General features: G+C 44.0%; 13 protein-coding genes. 6 read left to right on the top strand and 7 right to left on the bottom strand.

Features of this window, described 5'->3' with window-relative positions:
* Window positions 1-134: 134 nt before the first annotated feature.
* Window positions 135-833: a DUF6385 domain-containing protein gene (locus J2T20_RS15515; protein ID WP_307589854.1), complete on the bottom strand. Its 699-nt coding sequence runs from the start codon at window positions 831-833 to the stop codon at window positions 135-137.
* A 193-nt stretch (window positions 834-1,026) separates the two neighbouring features.
* Between J2T20_RS15515 and J2T20_RS15520 the strand changes: the two genes are divergently transcribed.
* The 3 genes from J2T20_RS15520 to J2T20_RS15530 are packed head-to-tail and all read left to right on the top strand — an operon-like array spanning window position 1,027 to window position 6,035.
* Entirely contained in the window at window positions 1,027-2,985 is a 1,959-nt protein-coding gene (locus J2T20_RS15520) for a TPR domain-containing glycosyltransferase (RefSeq protein WP_307589806.1), read from the top strand.
* Window positions 2,975-4,525: a glycosyltransferase gene (locus J2T20_RS15525; RefSeq protein WP_307589807.1), complete on the top strand. Its 1,551-nt coding sequence runs from the start codon at window positions 2,975-2,977 to the stop codon at window positions 4,523-4,525. The genes J2T20_RS15520 and J2T20_RS15525 overlap by 11 nt, the downstream gene beginning before the upstream one ends.
* The gene (locus J2T20_RS15530; RefSeq protein ID WP_307589809.1) at window positions 4,518-6,035 is read left to right on the top strand and encodes a glycosyltransferase; all 1,518 of its coding nucleotides are present in this window, start codon (window positions 4,518-4,520) and stop codon (window positions 6,033-6,035) included. Before J2T20_RS15525 ends, J2T20_RS15530 begins: the two co-directional genes overlap by 8 nt.
* Before the next feature lie 187 nt (window positions 6,036-6,222).
* Here J2T20_RS15530 and lpdA read toward each other — a convergent pair whose 3' ends face one another.
* The 4 genes from lpdA to pdhA are packed head-to-tail and all read right to left on the bottom strand — an operon-like array spanning window position 6,223 to window position 11,081.
* On the bottom strand, window positions 6,223-7,635 hold the full coding sequence (gene lpdA, locus J2T20_RS15535; protein ID WP_307589811.1) for a dihydrolipoyl dehydrogenase: 1,413 nt from the start codon (window positions 7,633-7,635) through the stop codon (window positions 6,223-6,225).
* Window positions 7,636-7,638: 3 nt separating this feature from the next.
* Window positions 7,639-8,979, bottom strand: a complete 1,341-nt coding sequence (locus J2T20_RS15540; protein WP_307589812.1) for a dihydrolipoamide acetyltransferase family protein — start codon at window positions 8,977-8,979, stop codon at window positions 7,639-7,641.
* 41 nt (window positions 8,980-9,020) lie between these two features.
* Window positions 9,021-9,998, bottom strand: coding sequence for an alpha-ketoacid dehydrogenase subunit beta (locus tag J2T20_RS15545; RefSeq protein ID WP_307589814.1), 978 nt, complete (start codon window positions 9,996-9,998; stop codon window positions 9,021-9,023).
* 15 nt (window positions 9,999-10,013) lie between these two features.
* Window positions 10,014-11,081, bottom strand: a complete 1,068-nt coding sequence (gene pdhA, locus J2T20_RS15550; protein ID WP_036656023.1) for a pyruvate dehydrogenase (acetyl-transferring) E1 component subunit alpha — start codon at window positions 11,079-11,081, stop codon at window positions 10,014-10,016.
* A gap of 265 nt (window positions 11,082-11,346) precedes the next feature.
* On the opposite strand from pdhA, the gene J2T20_RS15555 reads away from it, so the two are divergent.
* Window positions 11,347-12,078, top strand: coding sequence for an alpha/beta hydrolase (locus J2T20_RS15555; protein WP_307589816.1), 732 nt, complete (start codon window positions 11,347-11,349; stop codon window positions 12,076-12,078).
* A 175-nt stretch (window positions 12,079-12,253) separates the two neighbouring features.
* Here the strand turns inward: J2T20_RS15555 and J2T20_RS15560 are convergent, their stop codons facing one another.
* The gene (locus J2T20_RS15560; RefSeq protein ID WP_307589855.1) at window positions 12,254-12,718 is read right to left on the bottom strand and encodes a low molecular weight protein-tyrosine-phosphatase; all 465 of its coding nucleotides are present in this window, start codon (window positions 12,716-12,718) and stop codon (window positions 12,254-12,256) included.
* A gap of 166 nt (window positions 12,719-12,884) precedes the next feature.
* On the opposite strand from J2T20_RS15560, the gene J2T20_RS15565 reads away from it, so the two are divergent.
* Both J2T20_RS15565 and J2T20_RS15570 read left to right on the top strand, forming a co-directional pair.
* Window positions 12,885-13,526, top strand: coding sequence for a thiamine diphosphokinase (locus tag J2T20_RS15565; RefSeq protein WP_307589817.1), 642 nt, complete (start codon window positions 12,885-12,887; stop codon window positions 13,524-13,526).
* A 286-nt stretch (window positions 13,527-13,812) separates the two neighbouring features.
* Window positions 13,813-14,322, top strand: coding sequence for a C40 family peptidase (locus J2T20_RS15570; RefSeq protein WP_307589818.1), 510 nt, complete (start codon window positions 13,813-13,815; stop codon window positions 14,320-14,322).
* A gap of 43 nt (window positions 14,323-14,365) precedes the next feature.
* Here the strand turns inward: J2T20_RS15570 and J2T20_RS15575 are convergent, their stop codons facing one another.
* Window positions 14,366-15,085, bottom strand: a complete 720-nt coding sequence (locus J2T20_RS15575) for a response regulator transcription factor (protein WP_307589819.1) — start codon at window positions 15,083-15,085, stop codon at window positions 14,366-14,368.
* Between the last annotated feature and the right edge of the window lie 33 nt (window positions 15,086-15,118).

Here is a 15,118-nt window from a genome sequence, read left to right on the forward strand (position 1 = left end):
GGTCGTACTTCCATTTTACCAAAGAGAGGTTTTTTTGCTGTTTTTAGAGAAGATTTCAATGTTCTCCGCTGATAGTAACGGAGAGGACGGAACGATTGCGGAAAAGCGAAACGGTCCGTTCGGAGCCTAGCTAATTAAACCTGTCCTTGATAGAAGATGCTAATAGTTGAAGTTCCGGCAGCTGTTCCTCTTTTATAAGCAAGTCTTGCAAAACGGCTGTAGCGTGTAGCTGTATAGATCGTTAATGCTCCAGCAGCCAATGTACGAGTAACCGTATCATCGTCCAGCCAATCCGTTGTTCCGTTAGGGCTTAACTGGAGTTTCAGATTTGTGGTAGCAGTTCCGCCTTTGATCATAAAGCTGAACTGGCTTAACGAGACAACGTTAATCGAGGACGTACTTGAGTATGTCCCTGTTGTTGTAACGGATCCTGCAAGGTCGGCAGTAATAACTTTGCGATCCCCCAATGTAGTTTGCAGGAGTGAAGCGGCGCTTTGTCTGACTGTAGCATTCAAGAGTGATGCAGCAGTTTGTCTGACTCGAGCATTCAAGAGTGATGCAGCGGTTTGTCTGACTCTGGCATTCAAGAGTGATGCAGCGGTTTGTCTGACTCTGGCATTCAAGAGTGATGCAGCGGTTTGTCTGACTCTGGCATTCAAGAGTGATGCGGCGCTTTGGCTAACTCTTGCATTCAGGTTTGAAGCGGAACTTTGGCTCACCATAGTTTGCAAATTGGAGGCGGTGGTTTGCACGGGTTCAACCTTCAGATTTGATGCAGTCGGCTGGAATACTGTGGAAAAAAACTGAGTCTGTGTATCTGTAAAAACTTTCATACTCACATCTATCAATTCCTCTCTTCTTCCGTCATACCGTATTTATATGCTTGGAGTAAGCACTTGTTTGGACTTTCAGTTCGTCAGGAGCCCTTTTATCTACCAGCCTATTGCTCCATTTTTTTATTCGAACGTCTATCTAGAAATAAACATACATTAGAAAGAGAAATGGCACAGAAAGGTGAAACCGGACATGAATAAGCCCAACCTCTTAAGCGTCTGTATTATCACGAAGGATGAAGAACAAGCATTACCTTTTTGTCTGGCCTCGATAGAGGAAATAGCGGATGAAGTCATTGTAGTCGATACGGGCTCAAAGGACCGTACACTGGAATTTGCCAAACATGCGGGAGCAAAAGTATTCGAGAGAACTTGGAATGACAGCTTTAGTGATGTCAGGAATTATGCAATTGAACATTCCAGCGGCAAATGGATATTATTCCTGGATGCGGATGAAACGGTATCTCCCTCCGACCTCATACGAATCAAACCTCTCCTTGAAAATCCATTAGTTGAGGGGTACCTCTTTTATATTTCTACACAGTGGCAGAGCCAAGCCGCATTCTCGTCCACTCAAGCACTTCGCCTATTTCGAAACCGGGAAGAGTACCGTTATCAGAATCGGGTGTTCGAACGGATCCACGAAGAAAAACTCACCAACGTCAAAGAAGAGCCGATCACCATCCTTCATCAACCCGATCCCGAGCGGAAATCTTCAATTTATCAATTAAAGATGCGACTTCTCTCAATGGACATAGAGGAGAATCCAAACGATCCCTATCTTCATTATGTATATGGAATAGAGCTCTTGAATTCCAATCAGGCTGAACAAAGCATAGAGCATTTTCAACAATCGTTGCAGAGAGCCAGTTCGTATCATATATTCCATTCACATTTGTATAAATGCTTGGCTTGGGCCTATTTTCAATTAGAAAAAGAAGAGGATGCCCTGCGTATCATCGCCCAAGGGCAGCGCCACTTTCCGCAATATACAGATTTATACTATTTGCAAGGACAGTGCCACAAACAATTGAAGCAATACGGCAAGGCCATAGGTGCCTTAGAGTTATGCTTGAAAATCGGTGAAGCCCCGGTATCTATGGTTTCCGATACTGGCGTAGGCACCTTTAAAGCCTACTTTTTGCTGGGTCAAATTCATGAAGAATTGGCTAACACTAGCTTAGCACTAGATTTCTATCGAAAGGCATATCATATGCAGCCTTCATTTGATGATTCCTTGTATGCTATGGGGGCGTTAATTGACAACCATTCCGAACTTGGAGATCTGGAAGAATTGTTACTGACAACCATTGACCGGAACGATCTGCAGCAAAGGATGAGCATCATCGATATCTTATGTTTGCAAAGGAAATATAACCAGGCACTTTCACATCTGGATGAGGTGAAGAAGCTGGGATCTACCCAGGAAGAGCTTTGGTTCGTAAAAGGTATATGCTGCATGATGCTTGGAGATGGAGATCAAGCGGAGCGCACTTTTGTGAAAATTGATGAAATACATCCTTATTTTGACCCTGTTCTACAGCGGCGAATTCAAAATTATTGGTTCCAAGGACAACTGAACAAGGCGGAAACGTTAGTGGAACGCTTGCAACAATCCAGTAGTATTTCCGAATCCGTTCGGATTATGTACTTAACGGTCCATCGAATGATCTGTGGAGAAGAGCCTCTAAAAGCTCCTTTGACACAAAACGGGATGGAAGCATTGGCCAAGTTGATCGAGCATCTGCTTTGGTTGAAGCAAACTGCTGTAGCCGAGCCCTTGCTGGAATGGCTGCTGCAGTCTGAAATGGAGCACTTATGGACAAAACCAGCGGAATTACTGGTGGACAATCATGATTTCGACAAGCTTGAAGCTATCTTTCTTCGCCTTAAGAATGAACGAATAAAGTTTGAATATAAAGAAGCGATGTGCAGAAAAGTCTGGGTCTCCGGGCAGTTCGAACTAGCGGAACGGATTGTAGGCATGGGCCAAACGGAAGAATTGGGGGTCTGGGGTTATTTATTGTGGGACCGCCTGTGGCGGATTAAAACCAAAAAAATTTTAAAGCAAGGTAGACGCAGCCGTAAGATTGATCAGGCCACGAAGCAGAAATTGTCCGATTGGATGGAGATGATTCACCATGAGCATTAGTCTGTGTATGATCACCAAAAATGAAGAGCGATTTCTGATGGACTGCTTAAACAGTGTAAAAGATGCAATCGATGAAATCATAATCGTAGATACAGGTTCAACGGATCGCACCTGTGAGATTGCACTCAGCTTTGGAGCGAAAATCTATCATCGTCCTTGGGAGCAGGATTTTGCCGCACCCAGAAACTTTGGCATTGACCGTGCCAAGGGGCAGTGGATACTTATTCTAGACGCTGATGAGACTCTGGAAGCTTCTGTTACGATTCGGCAAATGGTCACTGATGCAGAGAAGGATATTGAAGGCTTTCTGATGAACATCTGTAATTACAGTGATGATGCCAAATCCTTGATCGAACAAAGTGTCGGTCTCCGGTTGTTCAGAAACCAGCCCCGATTTCGTTATTTTGGAGCGTTACATGAACAACTGCCCCTGCAAGATGCAAATGTTGCTCTGAGCGGCCTGATTATTCATCATTTCGGCTATATGCCCTCGGTCACCTTGGCCAAAGAAAAGCACATCAGAAATTTGGAAATTTTAATGAAGGAAAAGGTTAAAAATCCGAACAGTGCCTTTGTCTATTATAACTTGGGTACCGAATATGTTAGGTTAAAGCAATATTCCACAGCTTTGAAGCATTATACAACATCCTTGGATCTATTAGATCAAGAGACCGGTTATGAAGCGCGGATGTATAAGCTGATGACCCTTTGCTATCTTCACTTAGAGCCTAACCCAAAACATCTTTCCACACTCCAACAAGGTGTTCAGTATTTTCCCGATTATCCGGATTTATATTACATGAGGGGCCTCTATTTCGAGAAATTAGGCATTTATCCCCAAGCAGTGGCCGACTTCATCCATTGTCTAGTAATGGATCACCGCCTCGAGAACGTGCCCGATATCTATGTCAAAGAGGAAGGGATCACCAGTTATAAAGCGTATTTTGCTTTGGGACGCGTATATGAGAAGCTCGGAAAACATCAGGAAGCCTTCACAGCATACGGCCGTTCTTTACGTTGCAAACCTTTATATCCAGAAGTCATGCAGGTAATTCAACAACGTTTTTCCAAGGAATTATCACAGCTGATTCGATTTCTGGAAGAACATGTATTCCTGGGAGCTGAGAATGAGCAGCTTAGATTCCAATATGCGAAGCATTATTATGAGCTGGGGACTTATTCAACGGTTGTATCCCTTCTGGATCACTTCACCGACCCCCTTTGGGCAGACCAAACCGATTGGATACGAGGCATCTGTTACTATCATTTAGACCATTGGGAACAAGCTGCTCCCCTGCTCGCCAACGTTCCGTTGAACCATCCGCATTATGTAGAAGCTTCCGCTTACCTGATGGCAATGTTGTGGGCTGAAGAACATACGGAGCCGGCAAAAAAGATGCTGGACGCATTGGACGATCCGGGTCCGAGCTTACTAAAGCTAATAGAAATTCGGATTAGCGAAAGAGAATTAACGATTAGGGGTGGCTTAGAGCAATATCCTGAAAGTACACGCTTAAAGCAGGTTCCCCATTATGGATAAAACTTGCCCGCGTCTGAGTTTATGCATGATTGTCAGAAATGAGCAGGATCAATTAAGTAGAGCTATTCTCAGTGTTAGAGGCATTGTCGATGAGATCGTAATCGTCGATACGGGATCTACCGACCATACAATAACGCTGGCTAAAGAGCTGTCTACCCTATTGGTACAGATTCGCTGGAACGATCATTTCTCGGAAGCTCGCAATCTTTCGTTGGAAGAAGCAACCGGGGACTGGATCTTAGTTATGGATGCCGACGAAACACTACATCCGGACGATGGGCCTCGATTGTTGAAGATGATTGGCGAAGCGGAAGCTGATGGATATTTTGTGGAAATCGTAAATCAGATTGCATCTTCATCAGGAAGTCAGGAGGAACATTTCCCAGCAGTTCGCTTGTTTCGAAATGATCCCGCTTATCGATTTACGGGTGCCATTCACGAGCAAATTCGCAGCATATCCGCCGGTAATTTAGCCACCTCCGATATCCGGTTCATCCATCATGGAAATGAAGGAGACATGGATAAGATAAGAAACCGAAGTATCCGTAATATACGTATTTTACTCAAAGAAGCAGAGCAACGGCCTGACGATGAGTTCAACTTGTATAACTTGGGAGTGGAATATACTGTCCTGCTTCAATACAAAGAAGCCATTATCCCCTTTGAACGCGCTAGAAGTTTAATTAGGGATAAACAACCCTGGGTAGCCCGTCTCTATAAAATATTGGTATATTGTTATTTGAAAATAGAGCATTGGGAACAAGCCCATTCCATTCTGGAAAAAGGCATAGGAGATTTTCCGGATTACACTGATTTGTATTATTTAAAAGGGATGCTTTTCACCGCTCAAAATAAATACAAGGAAGCCCTTCTTCCTTTCTATCATTGTCTTGCTCTAGGAGACGCCATTTCTTCTGGCTATTTGGCCGAAAAAGGAATGGGGACGGATAAGGCTTATTTTGCACTCGGCAGCATCTACGAAGCTTTGGGTGAAAAAACACGATCACAGCTATGCTACCAGAATACTTTTCAATGGAATCCGGCTCATGTAGAAGCAGGACGTAGATGGATGGTAACCGTCATTAACGAGCAAACAGATATCCGTTCAGCTATTCAAGCCATTGTAACATCCCCCGCTATTAAACATCCGATAGCCTGGTTGACTTTAGCCAGCATACTTGCTGAGAAGCGTGAATTCACCCTAAGTCGTTATTATCGAAAGCTTGCGTTAAAACAAGGTGCTTCAATTTCAGCTGTAAAGATGGCGGAGGTTCATTGCAGCTATTTAGAAGGAGGAATTAAAAAAGCCTTGACCCGTTTATATTCCATGGATAATAAAGCTATTAACTGTAATCTATTGGAAGGACTGATCCTCCACTTATGGAATGAAAGGTACACCAAGTTAACAGAAGGAAATGAAAAATATCCTTCATCCCTCCTATTAAGAGAAAGAAAAGACCTCGCCCAGCACAGGCTGCAAAACCAAAAAAACGAACGTCTTTTTATTTGATGACCTAAGTAGAATAGGCTAAGCCATCCCCAGAGGGAGCGCGCTTTTCGAGGCTACCGATAATCGGGCAAAGTATAAATTGAGCTTACACTTTTTTATATTTGTACAAAACAAAGAGGCCTTCCCCTAGTCAATGACTTTGGGAGGCCTCTTTTACAGCTTGCCTAAGCAAGCTGTAATTTAATTATTATTTCAACACGTGAATTGGATGACCTTCTACCAGCTCAGCCGCTTCCATGACGATTTCACCCAGAGTTGGATGTGCATGAATGGTCAAAGCGATATCCTCAAGGGTAGCACCCATTTCAATTGCAAGACCAAGCTCAGCAATCAAGTTGGAAGCTTCAATACCTACGATTTGTGCGCCGAGAACGAGATTGTTCTCTTCGTTAGCTACAATTCGGACAAAACCTTCCGCGTTGTTCAAAGAAACCGCACGGCCATTGCCGGCGAACGGGAATTTACCGCTCTTCACTTTGTAGCCTTTGTCCTTCGCTTCTTTTTCCGTCAAGCCAACGCTGGAGCATTCAGGATCGGTGAACACGACAGCCGGAATGACTTTGTAGTCAACAACGGATTTGTGTCCTGCGATCGCTTCGGCCGCGATTTTGCCTTCATAGGATGCTTTGTGAGCCAATGCTAGACCAGGTACGATATCGCCGATAGCGAAAATGTTAGGGATATTCGTACGACCTTGATGGTCAACCTTAACCAAACCACGTTCGTCAAGCTCCAGACCGATCAGATCCAGACCCAACTCACCATCCGTATTCGGACGACGTCCTACGGTAACAAGCAGGTATTCCGCTGTAACTTCTTTGGCTTCTCCGCCAACAGAGTACTTCACCGTAACTTCCTTGTCATTCTGAACAGCGCTCTCCGCTTTTGCATTGGTTACGATTTCGATGCCTGTCTTCGCCATATTCTTGGCAACCAGACGAGTCATATCCTTGTCAAAACCAGGCAGAACAGTATCCATTCCTTCAATGATGGTAACTTTAGTACCGAATTTGGAATACATTTGACCTAGCTCAGCACCAATATATCCACCGCCGATAACGATCATGCTCTTCGGAATTTCCGGAAGCTCAAGCGCTTCGGTTGAGGACAGAATACGTCCACCGAATGGGAAAGGCTTCAGCTCAATCGGGCGGGAACCTGTTGCAATGATGCAGTGTTTGAAACGGTAACGCGGAGATTCATGATCATTGAACACACGTGCTTCCGTGTCGCTTATGAACATGCATTCACCGTTAAATACTTCTATTTTGTTGCCTTTCATGAGACTCGTCACACCGCTGGTCATTTTCTTGACTACGCTGTTTTTGAACTCTTGAGTTTTGGCGAAATCTACCTTGACGTTTTCGGCGGTAACACCGAAAGCTTCACCATGCTGTGCGGATTCATATTGATGAGCTGCAGCGATCAACGCCTTGGAAGGAATACAGCCGCGATTGAGACATACGCCTCCCAATTCCGATTTATCTACGATCAAAACCTTCTGGCCCAGCTGGGCGGCACGAATGGCCGCTACATATCCGCCGGGACCAGCACCAATTACCAATGTATCAATATCGAGTGAAGCATCTCCCACTACCATTAATTACACCTCCATAACTAGCATATCAGGGTTAGCAAGCAGCATTTTAATGTAATTCATGAAGTTCTGTGCTGTTGCTCCATCAATAATACGGTGATCAAAACTTAGGGACAGAGCCATTACTGGAGCTGCTACGATTTCACCATTCTTAACTACTGGTTTCTCAGTGATGCGGCCTGTTCCGAGGATAGCCACTTCAGGGAAGTTAATGATTGGAGTGAAGAACATACCGCCAGCAGAACCAATGTTACTGATGGATATCGTGCTGCCTTTCATTTCGTTCGGAGCAAGTTTACCTTCGCGTCCACGCAATGCGAGGTCGCTGATGCTGCTAGCGATCATCCAGATGCTCTTACGGTCTGCATCTTTGATAACAGGAACGATCAAGCCGTTGTCTGTATCTGTTGCAATACCGATATTGTAATACTTCTTGTATACAATTTCGTTAGTTTCTTCATCAATCATGGCGTTAAGAGCAGGGAATTGACGGGAAGCCGCAACCAGTGCTTTGACGATGAACGGAAGGTAAGTTACCTTCACGCCTTTTTTCTCAGCGACAGGTTTCATACGAGCGCGGAATGCTACCAGCTCAGTTACGTCAACCTCATCCATAATCGTTACATGCGGTGCAGTGTAAGCCGATTTAACCATCGCATTAGCAATCGCTTTACGGATACCTTTGAAAGGTACGCGTTCTTCTTCAAGGCTTACGTTGCCTGCTACAGGAGTTGCTGCTGCTTTCGCTGCTGGAGCTGCTGCTTCAGTTGCTGCTGGTGCTGCCACTTCAGTTGTTGCTGGAGCTACTGCGGTTACGGAACCACCACTCACGAAGGCTTCAACGTCTTCACGAGTAATCTTGCCGCCCTTGCCGCTACCGTTGACCTTGGAGATGTCCACATTTTGCTCACGGGCAAATTTACGAACACTAGGTGTAGCCAAAACATCACGGTCTGGAGCTGGTACTGCAGCTACTCCTCCGCCTTCGCCAGCTGCCACCGGACTAGTTGCTGCAGGGGAAGTTGTTGTATCTGCACTACCCTTAGCTGCATCCGCCTCTTGGGATCCATGTGCTTCAGCGTGACCTTCCTGTTCAGGAACGTCTCCTTCTGCATCAATAATAGCTACAACTTCGCCAACACGGCAAACCTGGCCATCTTTTGTAAATACTTCAAGAACAGTACCATTAACAGGACATGGTACTTCTACCACTGCCTTGTCATTCTGTACTTCCATAACAATATCGTCATCGGTTACTTTGTCGCCGGCCTTAATATGCATTTTGATAATTTCGCCTTCATGCAGGCCTTCGCCCAGTTCAGGGAACCGGTACTCGAATTTTACCACTTCGAAAACCTCCTATTTGGAAATTAATACTCTAGAGCTATTTAAAAATCCAGAACTTTCTTCACGCCTGCAATAATACGTGCAGGGTTAGGAAGCCATGTATCTTCGATTTGAGCGTATGGATATACAGTATCAGGACCTGCAATACGAAGCACCGGCGCTTCCAGATGGAGAATGCCTTTTTCGTTAATTTGTGCGATAACTTCAGCGGCTACGCCCGCACTCTTCTGTGCTTCTTGCAAAACGATAACACGATTGGTCTTCTTCACGGATTCCATAACGGTATCGATGTCAATTGGACTTACTGTACGCAGATCGATGACCTCTACTTGAATGCCTTCCTTCTCAAGCTGTTCGGCCGCTTTGACAGCAGTATGTACCATCAGGCCGTAAGTTACGATGGTTACGTCAGAACCTTCACGAACCACGTTTGCTTTACCCAGCTCAACCGTGTACTCACCTTCCGGCACTTCTGCACGGAATGCATGGTACAGATTCAAATGCTCCATGAAAAATACAGGATCGTTATCACGGATTGATGCAATAAGAAGTCCTTTAGCATCGTAAGGATTGGATGGGATGACTACTTTTATACCAGGGCTTTGAGCGATCAAGCCTTCTAATGAATCAGTGTGAAGCTCAGCTGCTTTAACGCCGCCGCCGAATGGAGTACGGAAAACGATTGGTGCATTATATTTACCGCCTGAACGCCAGCGAAGACGTGCGGCTTGAATAACGATTTGATCTAGTGCTTCAAAGATAAATCCAATGAATTGGATCTCTGCGATTGGACGGAAGCCTTGTACACCAAGTCCTACTGCCAAACCGCCGATTGCGGATTCTGCCAGCGGTGTATCAAATACACGATCTTCGCCAAAATCCTTCTGCAGCCCTTCCGTTACACGGAAAACACCGCCAACATTACCAACATCCTCTCCGAAGATAAGGACGTTAGGATCACGATTCAGTTCGACGCGCATGGCGTCGCGGATCGCTTCTTTCATGTTCATTTGTGCCATTGCCTGTTATCCCCCTTATTCAAAATCGGCTTTTTGCTCTTCCAAATGCTTAGGTGTTACTTCAAACATAGTATCGATTAATCCTGAAATAGTCATTTTTTCGGTTTGTTCTGCTTTTTTGATCTGCTCGTTAACTGTAGCTTTCGCTTCTTCTCTCACGCGCAGTGTATCTTCTTCGGTCCAAAGGCCTTTCTTCTCCAAATACTTGGCAAGACGAGCGATTGGATCCTTCTCATTCCATTGTCCTTCTTCTTCCTTAGAGCGATATTTACTGGCATCGTCTGAAAGGGAATGTGGACGGAAACGATAAGTTACAGCTTCAATCAGTGTTGCGCCTTCGCCGTTACGTCCGCGTTCAGCGGCTTCTTGTACAGCGCGGATTACAGCAAAGATGTCCATTCCGTCAACCTTGACCCCAGGGATACCGGCTGCAATGGCTTTGTGAGCAATCGATTTAGCTGCAGTCTGCTTCGCAAACGGAGTTGTGATCGCATAACCGTTGTTTTGTACAAAGAATATAACCGGCAGTTTGAAGCGGCCTGCAAAGTTCAAGCCTTCATAGAAGTCTCCTTCGGAGGAACCTCCGTCACCTGTATAAGTAATTGCAACACTCTTTTGTTTTTTAAGTTTGAAGCCCATCGCGATACCAGTGGCATGTAGAATTTGAGCGCCAATGATGATCTGCGGCATCAATACGTTTACACCGTCAGGAATTTGTCCACCATGTTGGTGTCCACGGGAATATAGAAATGCTTGGTATAAAGGAAGCCCATGCCATACTAGCTGTGGAATATCACGATAGCCCGGGCATACGAAATCTTCTTTCTCAAGAGCAAATTCACTGCCTATCATTGTTGCTTCTTGACCGGATACCGGTGCATAGAAGCCCAGACGGCCTTGACGGCCTAGATTTACAGCACGGTCATCCCAAGTACGGGTAAATACCATGCGGTACATAATTTCTTTCAATTGATCGTCGGTAAGTGTTGGCATTTTATCTTTATTGATAACTTCTCCATCCGGGGAAAGTACCGAAAGAGCCTCCACGTCCTCTGTATACACTTCATAAGGAACTTTACTCATTATCTTCACCTCAATAAAAAAATTTGAATATCAGCTGCCTCTGTTATAGAATTATTATACACCTGTTTTATCTCTTTCGTCAAAGAAATACGCATAAAATTTATACTTTCATAAATTTTGTATGTATAACAGGTTTAATATATTTGTATAACAGATGTGGCATTTTCCCAAAAGTAAATGATATTTAGCACATTTGCTTCATGGGTAATTTTAACGTAATGCCGTAACTATTGCAAAATACGACAAGAAAGGTGACGTGACGACTTTGAGTGAACCTGTTTTTCTGAAACGTACAATAATGAAGCAAACCCTTTGGAGCGAGCATTTGCAGGAGAACCGAAAGCTCCGTATATATCTGCCTCCGGGATACAATGAGATTCTCAGCTACCCCGTAATCTATTGCCAGGATGGTGAGGAGTTCTTTAACTTCGGACGTATTGCCACTCTGGCAGGACGACTAATCCTGGAAGAAGATGTCGAGCCGTTTATCATCGTCGGTGTGGAAGTTGATGTCGCCGTGAGAACACAAGAATATGCTCCATTTGGCAACAGGTTCAGGCAGTATCTGTCTTGCTTTGCCGAAGAGATTATTCCCTACATTGAACACAATTATCCAGTACGCCGGACACCTAGTGAACGCATCATTGCAGGTGACTCCCTAGGCGGTAGTGTATCACTTCATCTAGCCCTTGCTTATCCAGCCCTCTTTCATCGAGTAATCAGTCTCTCCGGTGCATTCTACCCTGAGACTCAGGAAATACTAGCCGGAGAAACAGACCTGTCATGGCTGAATATCAACATGGTAGTAGGACTCCAGGAAACGGACTTCAAGACCGATACAGGAGTTTATGACTTTGTTGAAATGAACAGGGAAACCAAAGCATTGCTGGATCAGCGGGGTGCAACCGTATCCTACCGTGAAAAAGACGGTAAGCATCTCTGGGGATTCTGGCAGCTGGAGCTTCCGGAATCACTACTCTACTTTTTAAACCAATAAAACGTCTTTGAACTTAAAATAAGTGAACAACTCAGGAACTTTATGTATGTAATAATGGATAGGAGTTTACAGCCTGAGTCTAGAAAAACACTACCTAGCCCATTTTCCCGTAAATAAAAGAAAGTATGAGTGAATGCTTATACTTTCTTTTATTTTTAAGGAGCCTTTATAGAAGCTATAGCTTTTCCCTAATGATATTGTTAAGCAAAACGGTACAGCCAGCATCGATCAAATCATAAACCTGCTCAAAATTACCGGTAAAATAAGGGTCAGGCACTTCTCTCAATTCCTCTTCAGGCAGGAGATCCATAAAAAACAGCAACTCTGCATCTTCCCCACCGGGCAGCTTACGAACATTGCTTCCATTAGACTTGTCCATACAAACTATATAATCAAACTTGTCAAAATCATCATTGTCTACCAAACGGGCTGCAATCCCCTCATACCCGATTCCATTTTGATCTAGAATTTGGCGGGTACCCTCATGAGGAGCCTTACCAATATGCCAATCTCCAGTTCCTGCAGAATCAACTACAATTTTTTGGGAAAGACCCTGCTCGCTGACCTTATGACGCAATACAGCTTCAGCCATAGGTGAACGGCAAATATTTCCTAGACAGACAAAAAGAACGTTTACGATCTCTTCCACCTCCAAGGGGTAACTTCCTGATCTAATTCAGCAATCTCGACGATGAGACGCACACTTCTTATTTTAGCGCTGTCCAAGGCAATTGTACAACTTTTCAAAAGACATTATACTAGGACAAGATTACAAACTTTAATCCTCAATGAAAGGGAGGCTTCTGATGCCATCCAAAAGAGTCGTAATATTTGCAGGTGGAGTGCTTTCCTCTGAATATTTAAGTGTATTAGATGAAGAAGATTTTATTATAGGCGCCGATAGCGGAGCTCTCTTCCTGATAACCAACGGGGTAACCCCCGATATCTCAGTAGGTGATTTCGATTCTATTCCTGCCGGGGCACTGGAACTGGTTGAAGCAGGAAGCAAGGAAACGATCACTTGTGACGCCGTCAATAAGGATTTGACAGATAGTGAAATGGCTCTCGATCTTGCCCTGAACACACAACCCGAGCACATTTTGTTATTGGGAGTCACTGGCACACGGATCGATCATACTTTAGCCAGCATTCAAATGATGACAAGAGCGCTTCAACGTCAGGTCAGCTGTTCCGTTATGGATTGCAATAACTATGTTACACTCACAGGATCTCAAGCCATTGTAGAAGAACGAGGTTATACTTATGTATCTTTACTGCCTTTGACTCCTGAAGTAACCGGGATCACACTTGAGGGATTTCAATACCCACTAACCAATGCCACATTGAAACTTGGACAATCTCTAGGTGTTAGTAATAGGCTGGCTGCTCCAATAGGTACGGTCACTATTGAGAGTGGATTACTGCTCATAATTCAGAGTAAAGACTAAATTACATAGTCATTTAAAGACATGGTTGTAACTTTTGATTCAGAAGAAAAATGCCGGAAACCCCTTGATGTTAGAGGGTTTCTCGGCCTTTTTTAGTTTATATCAATCTGTAAATATTAATTTTTTGTAACTTTTAATGAACTTTTAATAAAACGCTTTCATCCCTTGCTGCGCCTGAATTTGAACTCTCTCAACCAAAATTTAGGGCATAGTTATTCTGCTATACTACGAATCAGGCAAGCAAACAAACATGATTAACAAACAAACCATGGAGGTATTTTACAACATGAAAAAGCATCAGTGGTTCAAACAAGCGATTATTATAGGAATGAGCACCACGATTGGACTTACCACACTTATGGCAACTGGAGCAGGAACATCACCCGTTGCAGCAGCATCCGTATCCGCTACCTCGAAAGGTCAAAATATCGTAAACTTCGGTAAAAAATATATGGGCGTAAGATATGTATTCGGAGCTTCGACTTCTACTACCAGATATTTTGACTGCTCATCATTCACGAAATATATTTTCGGTAAATACGGTAAATATCTGCCGCGTACTTCTGTGGCACAATCCAAAGTAGGTGTAGCGGTATCGAGAGCCAATCTTCGTCCTGGCGATCTTGTATTCTTCTCCAGCGGCAGTAGAGCTACTGGTCGTAATGTAACTCACGTAGCTGTTTATGCTGGTAATGGAAAAATTCTGCACACTTATGGATCACCGGGAGTAACGATTTCTAGTCTCACCTCCGGTAACTGGAACAGAACTTATTTGAAAGCCCGCCGTGTACTGTAACAGCTCTAAACAATAGAGTTTAAGCTATAATAGAGAATTGGGATCAGCATGTGGCGTCGTTAACCGGCGCCCTCAATACATAACCGGTACCCCGTACCGTATGAATCAGCTTGTTCCTATATCCTTTATCAACTTTTGCTCGTATATGCCTGATGTATACATCAACAACATTGGTATTCGTATCAAAATGGTAACCCCAAACCTTCTTCAATATTTCGTCACGAGGACAAATATTTTCTTGATTCACAGCGAGGTAATAGAGAAGTTCAAATTCTTTGGGTGTCATTTTTAGTTCCTTCCCTTCCCGGCTTACGTGCCGGTGGTTGGGATCGAGAATTAAACTATCGATTTTAAGCAGATTTCCTAGGCCGCGACGCTTCCCTGATAGCTCCAATAAGTTAAGTATTCTACACTTGAATTCGCCAACATGCAGAGGTTTTGACATATATTCATTTCCCCCGGATTCAAAGGTCCAAACGGCTTTAATACTGGAACCTTCATCGGATATTACCATTACAGGAATAATTTCACCTTGTTTTCTCAAGGAAGAAATTACGTTCCATCCGGTCCATCCTTTGGGATTATTCACTTCAACTAATAACAATATCGGCTTAATACGTGATAGTATCTCGTGAAGATCCTCAATGTTTTCACATGTCGTAATTGTAAGTCCGATATCAAACACTACCTGAATTTGATTTCTGTTCTCTTCTTCATCCCTCTTCATTAAACCGGGAGTAAACCAAACTAATCGCTCATTCACGCATACCACCCGCATCCAGTTAGCCTTGCGTCG

The organism is Paenibacillus wynnii (genome assembly GCF_030812855.1).
Classification (GTDB): Bacteria; Bacillota; Bacilli; order Paenibacillales; family Paenibacillaceae; genus Paenibacillus_AQ; species Paenibacillus_AQ wynnii_A.

What these genes read in the sequence shown, in the direction of transcription:
- J2T20_RS15525 (WP_307589807.1), top strand. Translation starts at nt 2,975, where the DNA reads ATGAGCATTAGTCTGTGTATGATCACCAAAAATGAAGAGCGATTTCTG.
- J2T20_RS15515 (WP_307589854.1), bottom strand. Translation starts at nt 833, where the DNA reads ATGAAAGTTTTTACAGATACACAGACTCAGTTTTTTTCCACAGTATTC.
- J2T20_RS15520 (WP_307589806.1), top strand. Translation starts at nt 1,027, where the DNA reads ATGAATAAGCCCAACCTCTTAAGCGTCTGTATTATCACGAAGGATGAA.
- J2T20_RS15545 (WP_307589814.1), bottom strand. Translation starts at nt 9,998, where the DNA reads ATGGCACAAATGAACATGAAAGAAGCGATCCGCGACGCCATGCGCGTC.
- pdhA (WP_036656023.1), bottom strand. Translation starts at nt 11,081, where the DNA reads ATGAGTAAAGTTCCTTATGAAGTGTATACAGAGGACGTGGAGGCTCTT.
- J2T20_RS15565 (WP_307589817.1), top strand. Translation starts at nt 12,885, where the DNA reads ATGCCATCCAAAAGAGTCGTAATATTTGCAGGTGGAGTGCTTTCCTCT.
- J2T20_RS15570 (WP_307589818.1), top strand. Translation starts at nt 13,813, where the DNA reads ATGAAAAAGCATCAGTGGTTCAAACAAGCGATTATTATAGGAATGAGC.
- J2T20_RS15530 (WP_307589809.1), top strand. Translation starts at nt 4,518, where the DNA reads ATGGATAAAACTTGCCCGCGTCTGAGTTTATGCATGATTGTCAGAAAT.
- lpdA (WP_307589811.1), bottom strand. Translation starts at nt 7,635, where the DNA reads ATGGTAGTGGGAGATGCTTCACTCGATATTGATACATTGGTAATTGGT.